Raw genomic sequence first — 20,196 nt, forward strand, 5'->3', positions numbered from 1 at the left:
TTGGACATGAAATGACAAATCTGTCTAACCGTAAATTGTCGGCATGTCGGGTGTATTAGCCCGAACCGGTAACACCGTGGCGACGGCACGGGCGTCCGTCCGCTCGGCGCCCGGCCCCCGCCCGCGTACGCTTGCGTGGGTGAACGCGAGCGACCGTACCCCTGCCGACCTGCTGAGTTCCGCGCTCGCCGCGGACCCCGGGCGCCCCCTGGTGACCTTCTACGACGACGCGACGGGCGAGCGCGTCGAATTGTCCGTGGCCACCTTCGCCAATTGGGTGGCCAAGACCGCCAACCTCCTCCAGGACGAACTGTCCGCCGAACCCGGCGACCGGGTGACGCTGCTGCTGCCCGCGCACTGGCAGACGGCGGTGTGGCTGCTGGCGTGCGCGTCGGTGGGCGTCGTCGCCGATGTCGCCGGCGACCCGGCGGCGGCCGACGTGGTGGTGAGCGGACCGGAGACGCTCCAGGCGGCGCGGGCGTGTTCCGGGGCGCGGATCGCGCTGGCGCTGCGTCCGCTCGGGGGACGTTTCCCGCAGCCGCCGGAGGGCTTCGCCGACTATGCCGTGGAGGTGCCGGGGCAGGGGGACCGGTTCGTCCCGTACGCGCCGGTCGATCCGGAGGCGCCCGCGCTGATCGTGGCCGGGCGGGAGTTCAGCGCGGCGGAAGTGGTCGAGCGGGCGCGGGCGGAGGCGACGGGGCTCGGCCTGACGGGGCCGGGGTCGCGCATCCTGTCCGGGCTGCCGTACGACACGTGGGAGGGGCTCAGCGCGGGCCTGTACGCGCCGCTGGCCACCGGCGGGTCGGTGGTGCTGTGCCGGCATCTGGAGCGGCTGGAGGCGGAGGCGCTGGACAAGCGGATCGAGGCGGAACGGGTGACGGCGACGGCGCGGTAGCACCGCCCCCTCCCCCATTCGGCCCTCCCCGCCCCTCCCCCGCCGCCCATCCGCGCCATCGTCGTAAGAGCGGCAGCGGCGAGACCCGCGCGGAACCGGCGGCGGCAGGCCCGCGGCACGCAGGACACGCTCGTACGGCACGAGGGGCGGAGCCAGACGTGAGTGACACCGCAGACGCGTCCGACGGGACCGGGGCCACGGGGACCCTGGGTCCGGGGGCGGGCGCGTCCGCGACCGGGGCGGGGCTGAAGCGCCGCCGGCGGCGGCGCCGGCGGCGGGTGACGGCGCTCGCGGTGTGCGGGGCCGTCGCCGCCGCCGTGGGCGCGGGGTGGGCGGTGTACGCGAAGCTGGACGGCAACATCACGCCGGACGAGGCCGCCGCGGCCGAGCTCGCCCGCTACGAGAAGGAGCGGCCCACCGCGCTGGTCCGCGGCGCGCGGAACATCCTGCTGATCGGGTCCGACACCCGCTCCGGCGACGGCAACGCCCGCTACGGGCGGGACTCGGGCACCGCGCGATCGGACACCACGATCCTGCTGCACCTGGCCGCGGGCCGGCACAGCGCCACCGCCGTCTCGGTGCCGCGCGACCTGATGGTGGAGGTGCCCGGCTGCCGCCGGGCGGACGGGTCCCGGACCGAACCGGTGTTCACGATGCTCAACTACGCCTTCGAGGCGGGCGGTTCGGCCTGCACGATCCGGACCGTGGAGAAGCTGACGGGCATCCGGATCGACCACCACGTCGTGGTCGACTTCCACGGCTTCAAGGAGATGGTCGACGCGGTCGGCGGCGTCGAGGTGTGCCTGAGCGAACCGATCGACGACAAGGCGGCCGGGCTGAAACTGCCCGCGGGCCGGGTGACGCTCGACGGGGAGCAGGCACTCGGTTACGTCCGCGTCCGCAAGACGCTCGGGAACGGCAGCGACACCGGCCGCATGGAACGGCAGCAGCGCTTCCTGGGCGCGCTGGCCGACAAGGTCCAGAGCAATGACGTCCTGCTGAATCCGGTGAAGCTGTATCCGGTCCTGGACGCGGCGACCTCGGCCCTGACCACCGATCCGGGACTGGCGAGTCTGCGCGGTCTGTACGAACTCGCGCGCGGCCTGCGCGACATCCCCACCGAGCGGGTGCAATTCCTGACCGTTCCGCGGGAGTCGTATGCGCGTGACGCCAATCGTGACCAGCTCGTGGAAGCCGAGGCGGAGAAACTGTTCGAACGGCTGCGGAGGGACGAACCGGTGGCGGTGACGGAGGCGCCGGGCGGCCACGGCGCGTACGGACGCGACCGCGGAAAGTCCCGCGAAATGCGGGCCGACGAGCCCTCCGGCTCCGTTTCCCCGGCGCCGACGTTCCACGGGAACACCGCCGCCGAGGACGGCTGCGCGTAAAGCGCGCTCCAAGGGTTCTCACAGGAAACGGACTTCGTCCCCGAATATGGGCGGATTGCCCGGGTGTAAAGGGCGTGGAATTTGTCACCGGCGTCGTACGGCGCTGAACTGGGCGATTAGTGTGAGCGATCCGGTGTGCCCGACCGCACGGTTCCGCCTGGGGTCGCGCACTGATCGACCGAGACCCGAGCGCCTTGGGGAAGGCGCCGCGTGGCCCCGACGGAGGAACGGACGACCGTGGACGCGCAAGGCCGTGGGCGGGCGGGAAACATCGACCCCGCAGACCAGTGGGTGCTCAATCCGAACACCGGCGAATACGAACTGCGACTGCCTCCTTCCGCACCGGAGCCGGTACCCCAGGCGGCACCGCAGTCGGCGCCCCGGACGGTGTCTCAGGCGGCCCCCTGGCCGGCACCGCAGCCGACCGTGCCCGGCCCGCGCAGAGCCACACCCGGAGCACCCGGGGCGCATGGGGCGCCCGGGGCACCCGGGACACCCGGTGCGGCCACCTCGGCGAGGGCGGCGCGAGCCCGCACGGCGCCCGCCCCCGGGAGCGGCGCACCCGGCCCGGGGAAAACCTCCCCGGGCGGCGACGGCCTCGCCCCGGACCGGGCGGCTCCGTCGCGGCGCCGGCGCCGCGGCGCGCCCGAGACGCCCCCGCCGGGACGGCGCGGACGGCGGCCGGCGAAGAAGAAGGCGCGGAGCAGGCGGATCCTGCTGTGGACCGGCGGCTCGCTGGCGTTCGTCCTCGTCGCCACCGCGGGAGCCGCCTACTTCTATCTCCAGCACCTCAACGACAACATCGAGTCCCTGCCCGACGACGGCGCGAGCACCGGCGGCTTCCGCAAGGACCAGCCGATCAACATCCTGCTCATCGGCACCGACAAGCGCACCGGCGCGGGCAACGAGGGCTACGGCGACAAGGGCAGCAGCGGGCACGCGGACACCACGATCCTGCTGCACGTCTCCAAGGACCGTTCCAACGCCACCGCGCTGAGCATCCCCCGCGACCTGATCGTCGACATCCCCGACTGCCCGACCACGCAGGAGGACGGGACGACGAAGGTCATCCCCGGCTCGCAGGGCGCCCGCTTCAACGAGAGCCTCGGCCAGGAAGGCCGTACGCCCAGCTGCACCATGCGGACCGTCACCGAGCTGACCGGGGTCACGCCCGACAACTTCATGGTCGCCGACTTCAACGCGGTCAAGACGCTGACCTCGGCGGTCGGCGGCGTCGAGGTCTGCCTGGCGAAGGACATCGACGACCCGGACTCGCACCTGAAGCTGTCGGCGGGCACGCACACCATCGAGGGCGAACAGGCCCTCGCCTTCGTGCGCACCCGGCACTCGGTCGGCTTCGGCGGTGACCTGAGCCGTATCGAGATCCAGCAGCAGTTCCTCAGCTCGCTGATGCGCAAGCTGAAGTCCAACGACACGCTGACCAGCCCGTCGAAGATGGTGAAGCTGGCCGAGGCGGGCACCAAGGCCCTCACCGTGGACTCCCAGCTCAAGAGCATCGGCAAGCTGAAGGACCTGGGGATGGAGCTGGGCAAGCTCAACCCCAAGAACCTGACGTTCACCACCGTCCCGGTGGCCGACAACCCCAACGAGACGGTCAAGGCGACGGTGGTCCTGAAGGAGGCGGAGGCCCTCCAGGTCTTCCAGGCGATCCAGGACGACGTCTCCTTCACCGCGGTCAAGGAGAAGAAGAAAAAGGAGGCGGACGCCGTCGCCGCCCGGCTGAAGGGCGCCAGGTCCGACCCCTCCGAGGTCCGGGTCCGCATCCTCAACGGCGGCGCGAAGGACGGCGCCGCCCAGGAGACCCTCGCCTGGCTCCAGACCGAGCAGGGCGTGGACAAGTCCGAGAACGCCGGCGACGCCCCCGCGGAGCTGAGCAGGACCACGCTGGAGTACGCCCCGGACCAGGCCGACCAGGCCCGCCGCCTCGCCGACATCCTCGGCCTGCCGGGCGCGGCCATGAAACCGGGCGAGAGCGTCACCAACGCCCAGGGCATGCCGACGATGACCCTGACCCTGGGCAAGGACTTCAAGGGCGCCGGAGTGAAGCTCACCGCGCCGCAGAAAGCACCCGACGTGAAGAAGTCCACGGCGGACAAGGTGCAGTGCGCCAAGTGACGCGGTCCCGGCGGCCCGGGGGCGCCCACAGGGCCGCCGGTGCCGCGCCGGTGCCGCCGGGCCGCCGGTGCCGGAACCGGTGCCGGAAATCTCCGTACAGCCATCGCGCGGGTTCGTGCGTCCAACAGTGCGTGGACGCGAGCGGCGCATCCGCCGGCGTACGGCCCGGGGCGGACGGAACGGCGTGGCGCGTGGACACGCTCCGTGCACGGACGGACACCCGATTCACCGCGGGTAGCCATCCTGTCAAGGGAATGGGAGGAATTGCCCTGTTATAGGGACGTCGAATTTGTCACTGACGTCGTTCGACGCTGAACTGGGCGGATAGTGTGAGCGATCCAGTGCTCCCCGCCGCGTGGCCCGCCCTGGCGTCGTGCACTGTGCTGACCATCACCGAGCGCCTTTTCCGGAAGGTGCCGCGTGGCCCCGACGGAGGATCGGACGACCGTGGACGCGCAAGGCCGTGGGCGGGCGGACAACATCGACCCCGCAGACCAGTGGGTACTCAATCCGCGCACCGGCGAATACGAACTGCGACTGTCCCCTTCCGCACCGCAGTCGCCCGTGCCCGGACCGCGTGGCGCGGACGGCGGCGCCTCCCGCCGCGCCCCGGCTCCCGGCAGCGAGACGCCCGCCCGTGAGGCCCGGCGGGAGGTGCCGTCCCAGCGCAGGCGCCGCGGCGCGCCCGAGGGGCCGCCGGAGCGGCGCGGGCGCCGCCCGGCACCGCAGGGGAAGCCACAGGGGAAGCCACAGGGAAAGAAGACGGCCCGGGGCCGCAAGGTCCTGCTGTGGTCCGGCGGCACGATGGCGCTGGTGCTGCTCGCCGCCGGCACGGGCGGCTACCTCTACCTCAAGCACTTGGAGGACAACGTCTCGACGACGGACGTCGGCAGCGCGGGCAAGAGCAGCTTCAGCAAGGACGAGGCCTTCAACATCCTCGTCATCGGCACCGACAAGCGCACCGGCGCGGGCAACGAGGGCTACGGCGACAAGGGCAGCAGCGGGCACGCGGACACCACGATCCTGCTGCACGTCTCCAAGGACCGCACCAACGCCACCGCGCTGAGCATCCCCCGCGACCTGATCGTCGACATCCCCGACTGCCCGACGAAGCAGGCCGACGGTTCCACCCGGATCGTCCCCGGCTCGCAGGGCGTCCGCTTCAACCGGAGCCTCGGCGAGGGCGGCCGGGACCCGGGCTGCACCATGCGCACGGTGCAGGAGACCACCGGCATCCCGGTCGACCACTTCATGATGGCCGACTTCAACGCGGTCAAGACGCTGACCACGGCGGTCGACGGCGTGAACGTCTGCCTGACCCACGCCGTCAACGACAAACAGTCCAAGCTGAACCTGCCCGCGGGCGAGTCCAAGGTCGAGGGCGAGCAGGCCCTGGCCTTCGTCCGCACCCGGCACAGCTTCGGCAACCAGGGCGATCTGGACCGCATCAAGGTGCAGCAGCAGTTCCTGGGCTCGCTGATGCGGAAGATGTCCTCCGGCGACACCCTGACCAGCCCCACCAAGCTGGTGAAGCTCGCCGAGGCCGCCACCAAGGCGCTCACCGTGGACTCCGCCATCGGCAAGGTCGGCACGCTCAAGGACATCGCCCTGGAGCTGAAGAAGGTGCCGACGAAGAACATCTCCTTCACCACGGTGCCGGTGGTCGACAACCCCGCCGAGAAGCGCCCGGTGACGGTCGTCCTCGACCAGTCGAAGGCCCCCCAGCTCTTCGACACCATCGTCAACGACGTCTCGCTCACCGCGGTCAAGGAGAAGAAGAAGCAGGAGGCCGCCGCTGTCGCCGCCCGGCTGAAGGGCGCCAGGTCCGACCCCTCCGAGGTGCGGGTCCGCATCCTCAACGGCGGCGCACCGGCCGGCAGCGCGCAGGAGACCCTGGCCTGGCTCCAGACCGAGCAGGGCGTGGACAAGTCCGAGAACCTGGGCAACGCGCCCGCGCAGCTCGCCAGGACCACGCTGGAGTACGCGCCGGACCAGGCCGACCAGGCCCGCCGCCTCGCCGACATCCTCGGCCTGCCGGGCGCGGCCATGAAACCGGGCGAGAGCGTCACCAACGCCCAGGGCATGCCGACGATGACCCTGACCCTGGGCAAGGACTTCAAGGGCGCCGGAGTGAAGCTCACCGCGCCGCAGAAAGCACCCGACGTGGAGAAGTCCACGGCGGACAAGGTGCAGTGCGCCGGCTGAGGCCGGAAGTGGACCTGAGGGGCCCGTCACGCGTCCTACAGGACGACAGGCGGGACTGTGCCGACGGCACGAGGGTGGGGAGGACGGGAAGTGACCCGGAACAGTGTGCAGGAGGAGGACGCGCCGCCGCCGGCCCGGCGGGCCCGGCAGCGGCCGCGGGGTGACGATCGCCCGCCCGCGAAGGGCCCGCAGGCACACCCGGCCGCAGCGCCGCCCCGTGACGGCGGAGACGGCAGGCACGGCGCAGACGGCGGTGAGGTCCACGCCCGCGGCACCAGGCGCCGGCCGCCGCGGCGCGGGCACCGCGCGTTGCGCTGGTCCGCGGTCACCCTGGCGGTGCTGATACTCGGCACGGCCGGCGCCGGATACCTCTACTACCAGCACCTCAACGGCAACATCGAGAAGGACCCCCTGAACCTGGGCGACAGCAAGGTCGCCAAGCCGACGCCGAACGCCGCCGGGCAGGTTCCGCTGAACATCCTGGTCATCGGCTCCGACGCCCGGGACACCGAGGAGAACCAGAAGCTGGGCGGCGCCCGGGAGACGTTCGGCGGCACGCCGCTGGCGGACGTGCAGATGCTGGTGCACCTGTCCGCCGACCGCAGCAACATGTCGGTGGTCAGCATGCCGCGCGACACCCTGGTGAAGATCCCCAAGTGCACCGACCCGGACGACGGGAAGGTCTACCCGGCCACCGTCGGCCGGACGATGACGAACCAGAGCCTCGGCCACGGCGGCCCCGGCTGCACGGTGGCGACCTGGCAGGAGCTCACCGGCATCCACATCGACCACTTCATCATGGTCGACTTCGCGGGCGTGGTGTCGATGGCGGACGCCGTCGGCGGCGTCCCGGTCTGCGTGGACGCCAACATCCACTCCCGCGACCGCAAGGGCCACGGCTCGGGCCTGAAGCTGCCCGAGGGCACCCACCCGGTCAAGGGCGAGCAGGCCCTCCAGTGGCTGCGCACCCGGTACGGCTTCGAGGACGGCAGCGACCTCGCCCGCGCCAAGGCGCAGCACATGTACATGAGCTCGATGATCCGCCGGCTCCGCGAGAACGCCACCCTGAGCAACCCGAACAAGCTGCGCCGCCTCGCCGAGGAGGCCACCGAGGCGCTCACCGTCGACCCGGGCCTGGACACCGTCAAGAAGCTGTACGACCTGAGCACCGAACTGCGCAAGGTGAAGCCGGAGCGCATCACCATGACCACGATGCCCAACCGGTACGTGGGCGCCCGCGTGGAGCCGACCGAGGACGCCGAGCAGCTCTTCCGGCTGGTGCGGGAGGACATCCCGCTGGACGGCAAAAGCGTGAAGAAGACCCCGGAGAAGGAGTCGGACGACCCGGCCGCCGCCGACGGCGAGATCGCGGTGCAGGTCCGCAACGGCACCCGTACCGACGTCCTGGCCCCGGCGAGCGGGCGGGCGCGCACGGTCGCCGGGCTGCTGGTGGACAAGGGCTTCACGCAGGCGGTCGCCGACCCCGCCACCGCCGCGAGCGAGGACCGGACCGTCGTGCGCTACCCGAGCGCCGAACTGGAGGGCGACGCCCAGCGGGTCGCCAAGGCCCTGGGGATTCCGGTGAGTTCGGTGAAGCAGTCGACGGACGTCTCGGGCGTCACGCTCGTCGTGGGCGCGGACTGGCGGGAGGGTACGGCGTACCGGGCGCCCAAGAGCGACGACAAGACGCCCAGGACGGCTCAGGCCCTCAACGGGGCGGACGACAAGGCGTGCATGCACGTGAACCCGGCGTTCACCTGGTCCTGACGGCCGGCCGCGCCCCGGTCCTCTCCTTCTCCTGAGGACCGGACGTGTCCGGCCCTCACCGCGAACCGGCGTCCGCGCCCGTACCCGTACCCGTGCTCACGTTCGCGCCCGTGCCCGTGTCCGCGTGGACCGCCGGGCGCCGGCTCGCGATCACCTTGCGGGCCAGCGACCGCGGGCTGGTCAGGAAGCCCCAGCCCCACGACATGTGCATGGTCGCCAGCGCGAGGGGGATCTGCGCCCGCGCCTTCAGCGGCAGCCCCTTGCCGGCCGGCACCGACCCGGCGACGATCGCCGCCAGATAGCCGCCGGGGATCACGAAGCCCCACGGGGTGAGCGCCGCGCCCACCACGATCCCGGCCGCGATCGCGCAGACCGCGGCCGGCGGGGCGAGGTAGCGCAGGTTGATGGAGCCGGCGTGGTAGCGGGCGACGACGTGCCGCCAGCGGCCGTAGTCCTTGTACTGCTTGGCGAGGGCCTTGACGCTCGGCCGGGGCCGGTAGGACACCTTCAGCTCGGGCGAGAACCAGATCAGCCCGCCGGCCTCGCGGATGCGGAAGTTCAGCTCCCAGTCCTGGGCGCGGATGAACTCCTCGTTGTAGCCGCCCTGCTGCTCCAGCGCCTCGCGCCGGAACACCCCGAGGTAGACCGTCTCGGCGGGGCCCGCCTGGCCGCCGGTGTGGAAGGCGGCGTTGCCGACGCCGATCTTCGACGTCATGGCGGCGGCGACCGCGTCCTCCCAGGCGTTCTCGCCCTCGGCGTGCATGATGCCGCCGACGTTCTGCGCGCCGGTCTCCTCCAGCAGCCGTACGGCCGTGGCGATGTAGTTCGGCGAGAGCATGCCGTGCCCGTCGACGCGCACCACGACCGGGTGCCGGGATGCCTTGATCGCGGCGTTCAGCGCGGCCGGGGTGCGCCCGCTGGGGTTGGGCACGGTGTGCACGCGCGGGTCCTCGCGGACGAGCTGGGCGGCTATCTCGTCCGTGCGGTCCGTGGACGGACCGAGGGCGATGACGACCTCCATCTCGCCGGCGTACTCCTGCGCGAGGATCGCTTGGACGGCTCCGCGCAGATGCCGCTCCTCGTTGAGGACCGGCATGATCACGGACACGGCGGGAAGCTGCACGTCGGAGTTGGCGTTCATCGGTGCTCACGTTACCGCGAACGGGGGACACGGGTGCGCGCCGCGGGGGCCGCTGCACCGGGCCGCAGATCGTATGGGCCTACGGTGCTCACGGATTCCCACGTCCGGTTCCAGGGCCAGTCCTCGCGGAGGTTTCCCCTTGCCCACGCCGTCCCGCTCACCCTCCCCCAGGGTCCCGGCCGCACCCGCGCGGGGCGGGCCCCCGCCGCCCCGGCGCCGCCCGCGGCCCTCGGGAGCGGCGGCGCCGGGGCCCGCCGCCGGGCGGAAGCGGCCGCGCTGGGCCCTGCGGGTGGTGACCACGCTGTCGGTGGTGGTGCTCGCCTCGGCCGGCATCGGGCACACGGTCCTCAGCGACCTGGACGCGGACATCGCCCGGGTCGACGCCTTCAAGGACATGAAGAACCGGCCGCGCGCCGGGCACGGCATGAACGTCCTGCTCGTCGGCACCGACGGCCGCGACCGGATCACCCCCGAGGAGCGGCACCGGTACCGGCTGGGCGGCGCGCCCTGCCACTGCACCGACACCATCATGATCGTGCACATCTCGGAGGACCGGGAGCGGGCGAGCGTGGTGAGCCTGCCGCGCGACTCCTACGCCGTGACGCCCGCGCACACCGACACCACCACCGGCAGGCGGCACGGCGGCCACCCGCTCAAGCTGAACGCGGCGTACGCGGAGGGCGGCCCCCAGCTGACCATCCGCACCGTCGAGGCCATGACCCGCGTGAAGATCGACCACTATCTGGAGGTCGACTTCACCAGCTTCATGAAGACCGTCGACGTCCTCGGCGGCGTACAGGTGTGCACCGCCCGGCCCCTCAAGGACAGCCACACCGGCCTCGACCTGCCGGCCGGCACCCACACCCTGTCGGGCGGGCAGGCCCTGCAGTACGTCCGCTCCCGCCACCTCGACGGCGCCTCCGACCTGGGCCGGATGCAGCGCCAGCAGCAGTTCCTGGCCGCCCTCATCGACCGGGCGACCTCCTCGGGCATCCTGCTGAACCCGATCAGGTTCCGGGACATGACGCGGGCCGTGCTGGGCTCCGTACGCGCCGACAAGGGCTTCGGCACCGACGAGCTGCTGGCGCTGGGCCGGGCGATGCGGAACTTCTCCCCCTCGTCGTCGGAGTTCGCCACGGTGCCCATCGAGGAGATGGGGTACGCCGTCAAGGGCGTCGGCTCGACCCTGAAGTGGGACCCCGTCCAGTCCGAGCGGCTCTTCCGGGCGCTGCGCGAGGACAAGCCGCTGGCCGCGCACCGGCCGCGCGCCACGCCGGTGCCGACCGTGCCGGTGGACCCGCGGCAGATCCGCGTCCAGGTCGAGAACGGCACGCACACGGCCGGGCTGGGCCGGCGGGTGGACACGGCGCTGGCGGCGCTCGGCTTCGGCACCACCCGGGCGCCGGTGAACGCCGCGGACCGTACCGTCCGGCGGACCGTCGTCGCCTACGACCCCCGCTGGGACCGCTCGGCCGAGTCGCTCGCCGCGGCCCTGCCGGGCAGCGAGCTGCGCCCGGTCGCCGGGCTCGGGCCGACGCTGAAGGTGATCGCGGGCACCGACTTCAAGGGGGTCCGCAAGGTCCGCGCCGAGCAGCCGGTCCGGCAGCCGGGCGGCGTGGTGCGCGGCGACGAGGTGGTGTGCGGGAAGCCGTAGGGCCCGCCCCTGCGGGGTTCAGTTGCCGGAGACGGTCACCGTCTCGTCGTTCTTCAGCTGCTCCACGAGCTGCTTGACCTTGGCGGTGTCCCACTGGAGGTTGCCGTTGGGGGCGTTGCCCGCGATCGGCATGTTCAGGGACTTCCCGTCGCCGCCGCTGACGCCCTTCATCGCCAGGAACATGTCGGCCAGGTCGAACAGGCCCATGTCCTTGTCGACGATCAGGGAGTCCAGGCCGGCGCCCATGGTCGGGTACAGCCTGAACGGGTTGAGGACCGTGGAGGGGGTGGCCACCTGGCTCGCCAGGGCGGACAGGAACTTCTGCTGGTTCTTCGTCCGGTCCAGGTCGGAGCCGGCCAGCGCGTAGCGGGTGCGGACGAAGGCGAGGGCCTCCTCGCCGTTCAGGGTCTGCCTGCCCTTCTCGAAGTCGGCGCCGGACTTGGTGTCCTTGATGTCCTGCGGGATGTCCATCTCGACGCCGCCGGCCGCGTCCACGATGTTGGCGAAGCCGGCGAAGCCGATCTCGACGTAGTGGTCGATGCGCAGCCCGGTGTTGTGCTCGACGGTGCGCACCAGCAGCTCGGGGCCGTCCTCGGCGTAGGCGGCGTTCAGCTTCACGTGCCGGCCGGTGGCCTCGTACCGCTTGCCGGACTCCGATCCCACGAAGCTCGGGATCTCCACGTCCGAGTCGCGCGGCAGGGAGATCAGCGTGGAGCCGTTGCCGCCGGTGTGCAGGATCATCATCGAGTCCGTGCGCTTGCCCTCGGCGGACCCGGTGTGCAGCTTCTTCTTCTCCTCGGCCGACATGCCCTCGCGGCTGTCGGAGCCGACGATCAGGTAATTGGTGCCCTCGCCCGCCTCCGGCCGCTCGATGACCTTCGACAGGTCGACCTCGCGGTTGAGCTTGGAGTCGGCCCAGAAGTAGGTGCCGATCGTCGTGGCCACGAGCACGGTCACGACGGTGATCGAGGTCACCTTGATGCGGCGCCGCCAGTTCGGCGCGGGGCGCGGGCCGCGCGCCCCGGGACCGCCGGGGCCCCGGCCGCCGGGGGTGCCGTAGACCTGGCCGGTGTTGTAGCCGCTGTCGTAGCCGCCGGGACCGCCCGGATCGGCGTATCCGTCGTGGCCGCGGCCGTCGACGTACGACGGCTGCTGCGGCACCCGGCCGCCGTGGGGCGGCGCCGCGGGGCCCTGGCCGGGCGGCCCCGCCGGGCCGCGGCGGACCTGCCGCATCACGCGCGCGCCCTCGGGCTGCGCGCTCGCGCTGCCGCGTCCGTACCTGCCGCGGTCCTCGCCGGACCATCCCTCGGGCCAATCACTCATGGCTCCCAGTGTGCAGGTCCCCGCTGTGCCGCATACAAGGGTCGTCGGAAAACGGGGGCCGCGCTGTTGCGAAGCTGACACAAAATACGCCGTTGTCGCCCCGGCATAAGGTGGAGGCCATGACAGACCAGGCAGACCACGCCTCGACCGCCGAGACCGGAACCCCGGAGATCCCGGGCAAGCCGGTGTCGGCGTCCCGCACCACCCTGAGCCACATCATGACCCACAACGACACCAACCTCCTCGGTACGGTGCACGGTGGTGTGATCATGAAACTGGTCGACGACGCGGCGGGCGCCGTCGCCGGCCGCCACTCCGGCGGACCGGCCGTCACCGCCTCCATGGACGAGATGGCGTTCCTCGAACCGGTCCGCGTCGGCGACCTCGTCCATGTGAAGGCCCAGGTCAACTGGACCGGCCGGACCTCGATGGAGGTCGGCGTGCGGGTCCTGGCCGAGCGCTGGAACGAGTCCGCCCCGCCGACCCAGGTCGGCTCGGCCTACCTCGTCTTCGCCGCCGTGGACGCCGACGGCAAGCCGCGCCGCGTGCCGCCGGTGATCCCCGAGACCGAGCAGGACAAGCGCCGCTACCAGGAGGCCCAGATCCGCCGCACCCACCGCCTGGCCCGCCGCCGCGCGATCATGGAGCTGCGGGAGAAGCGGGCGGCGGAGGGGCTCGAGGACTGACCTGCGGCGCCCGGCGTCCGGCGCACAGGGCGGGGGGCGGGGGGGCGCTACTTCCCGGGCGTCCCGCTCTCCCCGTGCTTCCCCTGCGCTCCGGGCTCCCCCTGCGCTCCGGGCTCCCCCTGCGCTCCGGGCTCCCCTTGCGCTCCGGGCTCCCCTTGCGCTCCGGCCGTCAGTTCCGGCCGCAGGACCAGGGCGCGGAGCTGCTCACGGGTGAGGGGCGGGGTCTTCAGCAGGGGCCCGAGCCGGCCCTGACCGCGGTAACCGGTGCTGTCCCGCACGTACAGGGCCTGGCCGTCGGGGAACATCAGCCGGGCGTGCAGCTCCTCGCCCCAGGACGGGGTGCCGGACGTCCGCCCCGCCGGCTGCCGCCAGATCGTCAGTACGCGCCCGCCGGACAGCTCCTCGCGCACGCAGTCGGCGCGGGGGTCCTCGCCCCGGTCCGGTGCGCAGAGGTCGTCGGCCGGGCTGTCCGCGCCCGTCTTGGCCTTGGTGTACTTCTCGTCCCGCAGGGCGATGTGGAGGTAGCCGACGCCACCGTCCCGGCGGACGGCGTAGTCGCCGTCCGGCGCGCCCCGGGACCGGGACCTGCCGCGGGTGGCTGCCTCGACGTTGTCCAGTCCGTGCAGGCGCCGCCAGCCGAGGACCACCTTGACCAACGTCGTCTGGACCAGGTCCTCCGCCTCGTCGCGGTTGCCGCAGATCAGGTAGGCGCTCCGGAAGAGCGCCAGGCGTCTGCTCCCGACGAATTCGTGCAGCGCGCCCTCGCCGCGCTTCATCCCTCCCCGCTTTCCCGGGCCGCGCACACGGACCGTCCCGCCCCTTCAGTGCGCCGGCACCCGCCCCGGGTTGCGGCACCGTGGAACGCGATTCCTCCGCGCCCGATCCGGCACCCAATCCGGCACCCGGTGCAACCCCCCGCCCTTCCCGGCGCACTGGCAGGGGTGACAGGCGTTGCCCCCGAGAAGGAACAGGAAGTGCTCGGCATGAGTGCAATACGCGTACGGAAGGCACGGGAGATGCGGAAGACACGGCTGAGAACGGCCGCCGTGGTCCTGGCCGCCGCGGTGGCCGTCGTGTCGTCGGCCACCGCGCACGCCGGCGTGCGGTGGTCCGCGGGAGAGCTGCCGGACACGGGAACCGCCGCGCTGACCGGCATCACCCGGGTGGACGGCGACACCACCTGGGCGTACGGGATACGGGTGACCCAGGAGGGCAAGGCCCAGCGCTCGGCGCCGCTGCTGCTCTCCCGGGACGACGGCGAGCGGGGCTGGCGGGAGATCCCGATGCCGGCGTTCGGCCAGAGCTTCGACCAGATCAACGAGATCAGCGCCGTGTCGCAGGACGACGCCTGGGCCGTCGGCCTCTACGACGACGCGCGCGGGACCTTCCGCACCCAGCACTGGGACGGCACCGGCTGGCAGGTGATCGACGCCCCGGCGCCCGAGGGGGTGCCGCTCGCCGGCGGCGGGCTGCTGGACGTGTCCGCCCGCTCCGCCGACGACGCGTGGGCGGTCGGCTGGATCCAGGTCGTCGACAGCGAGACGCCCACCCCCGGCAAGCCCGGCGGGACGACCCAGGAGTCGCACGACGAGGCGCTGGTCCAGCACTGGGACGGCGACGCGTGGCACATCGTGCCCGTGCCGGACGCCACCTCCCTGTCGGTCAGCTCCGTCGCGGCCGTCGGCGCCGACGACGTGTGGGTCTCCGGATACACGGCCGAGGACAAGCCCGTGATGCTGCACTACGACGGCGGCGCCTGGTCCCGCGTTCCGGTCCCGTACGACGGGGTGAACGGTGAACTCGTCGACCTGGAGGTGCGCGGCCCCGGCGACATCTGGGCGGCGGGCCGGAAGCTGAACGACGACGAGGACACCGGGCACGCCCTGGTCGCGCACTGGGACGGCCACGCCTGGCAGCAGGTCCCGGTGCCCGCGGACGCCGGGCGGGTCGACGACCTGACGCTCACGCCCGGCGGGGTGGCGGTGGCCGGGAAACGGCCGGACGGCAGGCCGTACGGGATGCGGTTGCGCGACGGGCGCTGGTCACCCCTGGACGTGCCGGTGGGCGGCCCGGCCGGCAGCCGGTACCTGAGCGGTCTGACGTGGACCCCACAGGGGCTCGTGATCACCGGCCACGACACGGGCGAGACCGGCCTGCCGGCCCCGGTCCTGCTGACCGAAGGCCGCTGAGCGGACAAGAAACCAGGGCAGCATCCCCGGCCCCGGCCCCCGGTCCCTGACCCCCGGCCCCCGGTCCCGGCCTCCGGTCCCCGGCCCTCTGCGTCACGCCGTGGGCCGGGGGCCGGGGCTCCCCGTCTCGAACCAGAGCAGCTTCCCCGCCCCGCACCCCGGAAGGCCGCCGCCCTCGCCGTCGCCGAGCGACCAGGCACCCCACGAGTCGGCGTACTCCTGCACGAGGTGCAGCCCGCGCCCGCCGACCGCGCCGGGCGGGGCGGGGACGGCGCGGCCTCCGTGCGGCCCGGCGAAGGGCGCGGGGACGCGCGGATCGCCGTCCCACACCCCGACGCGCAGCCGCCCGTCGTCCAGCGCGGTGAGCCGCAGCGAGCAGGGCCCGCCGGTGTGCCGGTAGGCGTTGGTGACCAGCTCGCACGCCAGCAGTTCCACGGTGTCCAGCAGTTCGTGTCTGCCGTGCCCGTCGAGGGCGGCCCGTACGGTCATGCGTGCGACGCGTGCGGCTCTGGGGTCGTGGGGCAGGCGGAGGGCGTACACCCAGGTGTCGGACAGGGATACGGTGCCCATGGAGACCTCCGGGAGAAAGGGGAGACGGCTTGCCCGACCGGCCGCGCCGAGCGGTGGCTGTGCCTGGGGTGGTGCGCTTCCGGCTTATGGGGGCGGCGAGTTGGGCGGTACATGAGAACCGTAGAGCAGTCAGTTAGATGCATCTAACGAATCCCGCTAAAACCATCCATGCTTCACTCGTGTGAGGGAGTGCAACGCCGCGTCGCGGCCAGAAAGGAGATGCCGTGCCGCCCACCAACAGCCCCACGCTCCGGCAGCGAAGGCTGGGGGCGGAGCTGCGCAAACTTCGCGAGCGGGCCGGACTCACCGCTACGGGCGCAGCCGAACTCCTCGGCGTCAACCAGGCACGCGTCAGCATGATCGAGACCGGCCGCACGCCCATCAGCGCCGACCGGCTCCGCTCCATGGCGCACACCTACGACTGCCGCGACGAGGAGCTGATCGATGCCCTCGCCGCGATGACGGGCCGACGCACACGCGGCTGGTGGGAGGAGTACCGCGACCATGTACCGGTCGCCTTGATCGACCTGGCCGAGCTGGAGCATCACGCCTCCGGGTTCCGCGTGGCCCTCCTGATCCACATCCCGGCGCTGCTCCAGACCACCGACCACGCCCGCTCCCTTTTTCGCGCGGTGGTCCCACCGATGCGCCAGTACGAGATCGAGCACCGCCTCACGCATCGCGTGAAACGGCAAGGCATCCTGCACCGGGCGGACCCACCCCCGTACGCGGCGATCATTCACGAAGCGGCGCTCCGGATGAACTTCGGTGGCCCGGTAGTCGCCCGTGGCCAGCTCAAGCACCTGCTCGACATGAGCGAACTGCCCCACGTCACCATCCGGGTGATCCCCTTCGGCGCGGACCACTTCCCGACCACCGGTCAGTCCTTCGACTACATCGAGGGCTCCGTCCCGCAGCTCGACACGGTCCAACTGGACTCGCATCACGGCGCCTGCGAATTCCTCGACGCAGAAGCTCAGTTGAGCAAGTACCGCGCGGTACTGGACCGCATGGAGTCCTGTGCGCTGGACCCCGCCAAGACTCGCGACTTCATCCACCACCGCATCCAGGACCTGTGAAGGAACCGACCATGCAGACCTTTGACTGGCGGAAGTCCACCTACAGCGGCGACGGCTCCAACTGCGTCGAGATAGCCACCACCCCGACCGCGGTCCTGGTCCGCGACTCCAAGAACCCGGCCGGCCCTCATCTCGCCCTTCCGCCCACCGCCTGGGTGGACTTCCTCACCCACGCAGCGGAGGGGGAAGCCCTGGCCGATATTCCGGAAACGATCTCAGGGGAGGCTGTCCGTGCTCTTGGCTGGTGAGGCTTGGCGGAGTGCGTTCGACGCGATGCAACGAGCGGCATGGCGCCTGGAGACGCTCCCGGTCTGCCGCGTCCCCCAAGAGGAAGAGACCATCGCCGAGTTCCTGGCCGGTGGCCCGGTGACGCGGGAAGCGACACAGCCCTGGTTCGATCGGGTCCAGGCGTACGTTGCCGACGGTCGCAGCGTCGGGCGGGTTCACGTCGTCACGCGACCGCTCTCGGACTACCTCCGGTTCGAGTTCGCGTACTACCGTCACAACGTCGAGGCCGGGGAGGATGTCCGCATCCTTGATGTGACCGGCCGCCCCAATCCCCTTGAGAGAGCTCCCGACTTCTGGATGTTCGATCGTTCCCGAGTCGTGCTCATGCACTACGAGGCAGACGGAACCCAGATCAGCCGGGAACTGCACGATGGCGACCCCGAGCCCTTTCGTGAGTACCAGCGCATCGCTCTCTCCGAATCGGTGCCCTTCGAGAAGTACGTGAAGAGCCTCGCCGTTTGACGGCGAAGCCCCGGACCGGGCTGAAGAGCCGTCCGGGGTTTCCCCTGAGCACAGATGTCAGGGCAGGTTGCATGCCATCACGTTCCGCTGGACCTGGTTCGCGCCTTCGCAGATCTGGGTGCTTTACGGGCAAAAGATGATCTGCCCTGTGCAAATACCCCTTCTTGGGGCCCGGGGTTTCCCCATGAACATCACTACGTCGTCCCTGGCTAGGGGCCGTGCGTGCCCCCGACCCAACTACGGCCGTCTGCTGGCGCCCTTGACGCCAGGACTCAACAGGGCGACGCTCCCGCAAGCGAGTGCAACCGCATCGACACCGGGAGCAGTCATGCCCTACAAGTTCCTCGGGATCACGCCCAACACCGGCAAGGACGACTCACCGACGATCTGGCTCGATGAGGAGACGGGAGACCTTCTGATCCAGTCGTACAAGGCGACCGAGGAGGAAGTAAAAGCCTGCCAGGAGGTCGGCTCCATCCCCGGCCACTCCACGGACGTCCCGGATCACGAGACGATCATCAGGCTTCCCGCTGTCATGCTCCAGTTCATCCCGCGACAGGATGGAGACGCCACAGATGCAGCCCCCAGCACGTGAACCACTGTCCCACGCCCGGCGATCCGCTGTTCATCTGGAAGTGCGCGACCACTACCAGACCGAAGACCCGGACTTCCTTGCTTGGCGAGAGGGCCGCCGGTTCCACCCGGGGAACCGCGAAGCGTGGTGGGAAGGCTGGCACGACGCCGTACACGCTGCCGTGACTCGGGGTGTGACCGTGCGCCGCGCTCGCGTCGTGTCCGAACCGCTGTCGGAATACGTCTGCTTCGAGTACGACTACGCCGTGACGAACCTCGCCGCCGGGGAGCAGGTTCGTTGGCTTCCTCGCCGCCAGACAAAGGGCTTGGCCATTCCGGCAGTGGATTTCTGGGTCTTTGACGAGGAACTGGTTCTCTTCCACCATTTCAGCGGGGATGGCGTACTCATGGAGCGCGAGTACGTCAGTGACGGCACGCTGGCTAAGTGGTGCATGAATTCGTTCGAAGCGATCTGGGAACGGGCCACGCCACACGAGGAGTACAAGCCGGCCTGACTGGTCCGCACCATGGCAACTTCAGGATCATCGAGTGTCCAGGCAGCCCGGAAAGTCCTTGCCGATCGTCTTCGGGAGATCTATACGGATGCCGGGCTGGATGGCAAAACGCTCGCGCGTGCATGCGGCTGGCATCCGTCCAAGGTGTCGCGGATCTCGACGGCGAAAACGTCACCGTCGGCTGACGACATCCGGGCATGGTGCCAGGCGTGTGGTGCGGAAGACCAGACGGAAGATTTGATTGCTTCCCTACGCGCCGTCGAAGGCATGTGGGTCGAGTGGCGCCGCGCGGAGCGTGCCGGCCTGCGACGTTCCCAGGAAGAACGTCTTCCGCTGTACGAACGCACGCGCCGGTTTCGCTCTTACTCGTCGTGGGCTATTCCCGGGCTTATTCAGACCCAGGGGTACACGGAGGACATACTCCGGACCATCCAGCGGCAGCGGGTTTCAATGGATGATGTGGCCGATGCGGTAGCGGCCCGCATGGAGCGTCAGCGCGTGCTGTACGAGGGAGAACGTCGCTTTGCTTTCCTCATCGAGGAGCCGGTCCTCCGGAACACCCTGAGCGCGGCTGAAACGCAGTGCGCGCAGCTGGAGCACTTGCTCATGGTGAGTCGCCTGCCGAACGTCAGCCTGGGTGTGATTCCGGTGTCACAGCGGCGCCCACGCCTACCCGTCGAGAACTTCTGGATCTACGACGCAGCACAGGTCAACGTCGAGTTGGTATCCGGCTACCTCACAATCACGCAGCCAAGCGAGGTCGCTGCCTACGCCGATACGTTCGCAGGCATGGCCGACATGGCGGTCTACGGGCCCAAAGCCAGAACGCTGATCTTGACGGCCCGGGACTCGCTCGGGTGATCGCCGTGCAATCTCATGCAATCAGCTAGGGATTGATTCGTTTGCGTTCCTAGCGTGGTCATCACACGGACGACGCGAAGGGGTGTCGGCATGAGCCAGCCGAAGACTTACCCGAGTGAGCCAGTAGAGCTGCCGCTGAGGATGGAACCGGAGCCGGCCCCCGTGGAGGGCTGCGCGGGTTGTGCGGAGCTGGCGAACGTGCGGGAGCGGGCGCGGGCAGGTGGCGACTGGACCACCGTGACCGACTGCAACGTCTACTTGCAGCGGCACCCCGAGGGCCACTGATGGTCACGGTCGAGAACGTCGGTAAGCGGGGCAACGCCCTCTCGCCTTCCTCCTCCCCCCCCCCGGGGGCGAGGCCAGGAGTGTGTCCCGCCGCACCAGGTCACACGCACCTGAGACTCACCGGGCGTCGCCCGTTCTCCGCTGAGAACCCAGTCTCCCGCCATGTCGGGATGCACCAC

General features: G+C 71.0%; 18 protein-coding genes and 1 pseudogene. 15 read left to right on the forward strand and 4 right to left on the reverse strand.

Annotated elements, in window-relative coordinates; all coding sequences use genetic code 11:
* Nucleotides 1–139: 139 nt before the first annotated feature.
* The 5 genes from ABZ340_RS16085 to ABZ340_RS16105 all read left to right on the forward strand — a co-directional run bounded on the left by ABZ340_RS16085 (nt 140) and on the right by ABZ340_RS16105 (nt 8,391).
* The gene (locus ABZ340_RS16085) at nt 140–895 is read left to right on the forward strand and encodes a TIGR03089 family protein (RefSeq protein ID WP_358782398.1); all 756 of its coding nucleotides are present in this window, start codon (nt 140–142) and stop codon (nt 893–895) included.
* Between the two features lie 158 nt (nt 896–1,053).
* On the forward strand, nt 1,054–2,283 hold the full coding sequence (locus ABZ340_RS16090) for an LCP family protein (protein ID WP_358782399.1): 1,230 nt from the start codon (nt 1,054–1,056) through the stop codon (nt 2,281–2,283).
* A gap of 237 nt (nt 2,284–2,520) precedes the next feature.
* The gene (locus tag ABZ340_RS16095) at nt 2,521–4,419 is read left to right on the forward strand and encodes an LCP family protein (RefSeq protein WP_358782474.1); all 1,899 of its coding nucleotides are present in this window, start codon (nt 2,521–2,523) and stop codon (nt 4,417–4,419) included.
* 447 nt (nt 4,420–4,866) lie between these two features.
* Nucleotides 4,867–6,624 carry an LCP family protein gene (locus ABZ340_RS16100; protein ID WP_358782400.1) on the forward strand — a complete coding sequence of 586 codons (1,758 nt, stop codon included), beginning with the start codon at nt 4,867–4,869 and terminating at the stop codon, nt 6,622–6,624.
* A 90-nt stretch (nt 6,625–6,714) separates the two neighbouring features.
* A complete protein-coding gene (locus ABZ340_RS16105) occupies nt 6,715–8,391 on the forward strand; it encodes an LCP family protein (protein ID WP_358782401.1) in 1,677 nt (558 codons plus the stop codon).
* A 55-nt stretch (nt 8,392–8,446) separates the two neighbouring features.
* Here ABZ340_RS16105 and ABZ340_RS16110 read toward each other — a convergent pair whose 3' ends face one another.
* Nucleotides 8,447–9,532 (reverse strand): glycosyltransferase family 2 protein, encoded by a 1,086-nt coding sequence (locus tag ABZ340_RS16110; protein ID WP_358782402.1) that lies wholly within the window; start codon nt 9,530–9,532, stop codon nt 8,447–8,449.
* A gap of 73 nt (nt 9,533–9,605) precedes the next feature.
* On the opposite strand from ABZ340_RS16110, the gene ABZ340_RS16115 reads away from it, so the two are divergent.
* Complete coding sequence (locus ABZ340_RS16115; protein WP_358782403.1) at nt 9,606–11,186, forward strand: LCP family protein; 1,581 nt, start codon at nt 9,606–9,608, stop codon at nt 11,184–11,186.
* An 18-nt stretch (nt 11,187–11,204) separates the two neighbouring features.
* Here the strand turns inward: ABZ340_RS16115 and ABZ340_RS16120 are convergent, their stop codons facing one another.
* The gene (locus ABZ340_RS16120) at nt 11,205–12,509 is read right to left on the reverse strand and encodes an LCP family protein (protein ID WP_358782404.1); all 1,305 of its coding nucleotides are present in this window, start codon (nt 12,507–12,509) and stop codon (nt 11,205–11,207) included.
* 119 nt (nt 12,510–12,628) lie between these two features.
* Here ABZ340_RS16120 and ABZ340_RS16125 point away from each other — a divergent pair, with 119 nt between their 5' ends.
* Nucleotides 12,629–13,195 (forward strand): acyl-CoA thioesterase, encoded by a 567-nt coding sequence (locus ABZ340_RS16125; RefSeq protein ID WP_358782405.1) that lies wholly within the window; start codon nt 12,629–12,631, stop codon nt 13,193–13,195.
* Nucleotides 13,196–13,794: 599 nt separating this feature from the next.
* On the opposite strand, the pseudogene ABZ340_RS16130 reads toward ABZ340_RS16125, so the two are convergent.
* A pseudogene (locus tag ABZ340_RS16130) lies at nt 13,795–13,971 on the reverse strand (sigma factor); the annotation flags it as partial.
* A gap of 207 nt (nt 13,972–14,178) precedes the next feature.
* On the opposite strand from ABZ340_RS16130, the gene ABZ340_RS16135 reads away from it, so the two are divergent.
* Entirely contained in the window at nt 14,179–15,384 is a 1,206-nt protein-coding gene (locus tag ABZ340_RS16135; protein ID WP_358782406.1) for a hypothetical protein, read from the forward strand.
* A gap of 93 nt (nt 15,385–15,477) precedes the next feature.
* On the opposite strand, the gene ABZ340_RS16140 is transcribed toward ABZ340_RS16135, so the two are convergent.
* Complete coding sequence (locus ABZ340_RS16140) at nt 15,478–15,954, reverse strand: ATP-binding protein (RefSeq protein WP_358782407.1); 477 nt, start codon at nt 15,952–15,954, stop codon at nt 15,478–15,480.
* Nucleotides 15,955–16,178: 224 nt separating this feature from the next.
* On the opposite strand from ABZ340_RS16140, the gene ABZ340_RS16145 reads away from it, so the two are divergent.
* The 7 genes from ABZ340_RS16145 to ABZ340_RS16175 all read left to right on the forward strand — a co-directional run bounded on the left by ABZ340_RS16145 (nt 16,179) and on the right by ABZ340_RS16175 (nt 20,017).
* Nucleotides 16,179–17,033 carry a helix-turn-helix transcriptional regulator gene (locus ABZ340_RS16145; RefSeq protein ID WP_358782408.1) on the forward strand — a complete coding sequence of 285 codons (855 nt, stop codon included), beginning with the start codon at nt 16,179–16,181 and terminating at the stop codon, nt 17,031–17,033.
* 11 nt (nt 17,034–17,044) lie between these two features.
* Nucleotides 17,045–17,281: a DUF397 domain-containing protein gene (locus ABZ340_RS16150; RefSeq protein ID WP_358782409.1), complete on the forward strand. Its 237-nt coding sequence runs from the start codon at nt 17,045–17,047 to the stop codon at nt 17,279–17,281.
* On the forward strand, nt 17,265–17,783 hold the full coding sequence (locus ABZ340_RS16155; RefSeq protein WP_358782410.1) for a DUF6879 family protein: 519 nt from the start codon (nt 17,265–17,267) through the stop codon (nt 17,781–17,783). The genes ABZ340_RS16150 and ABZ340_RS16155 overlap by 17 nt, the downstream gene beginning before the upstream one ends.
* A 328-nt stretch (nt 17,784–18,111) precedes the next feature.
* A complete protein-coding gene (locus tag ABZ340_RS16160; RefSeq protein ID WP_358782411.1) occupies nt 18,112–18,378 on the forward strand; it encodes a hypothetical protein in 267 nt (88 codons plus the stop codon).
* The gene (locus ABZ340_RS16165) at nt 18,359–18,871 is read left to right on the forward strand and encodes a DUF6879 family protein (RefSeq protein WP_358782412.1); all 513 of its coding nucleotides are present in this window, start codon (nt 18,359–18,361) and stop codon (nt 18,869–18,871) included. The genes ABZ340_RS16160 and ABZ340_RS16165 overlap by 20 nt, the downstream gene beginning before the upstream one ends.
* A 12-nt stretch (nt 18,872–18,883) precedes the next feature.
* Nucleotides 18,884–19,732 (forward strand): helix-turn-helix transcriptional regulator, encoded by an 849-nt coding sequence (locus ABZ340_RS16170; protein WP_358782413.1) that lies wholly within the window; start codon nt 18,884–18,886, stop codon nt 19,730–19,732.
* A gap of 90 nt (nt 19,733–19,822) precedes the next feature.
* A complete protein-coding gene (locus ABZ340_RS16175; RefSeq protein WP_358782414.1) occupies nt 19,823–20,017 on the forward strand; it encodes a hypothetical protein in 195 nt (64 codons plus the stop codon).
* The last annotated feature ends 179 nt before the right edge of the window (nt 20,018–20,196 follow it).

The sequence above is a fragment of the Streptomyces sp. NPDC006134 genome (genome assembly GCF_040628835.1).
In the GTDB taxonomy this organism is placed as follows: Bacteria; Actinomycetota; Actinomycetes; order Streptomycetales; family Streptomycetaceae; genus Streptomyces.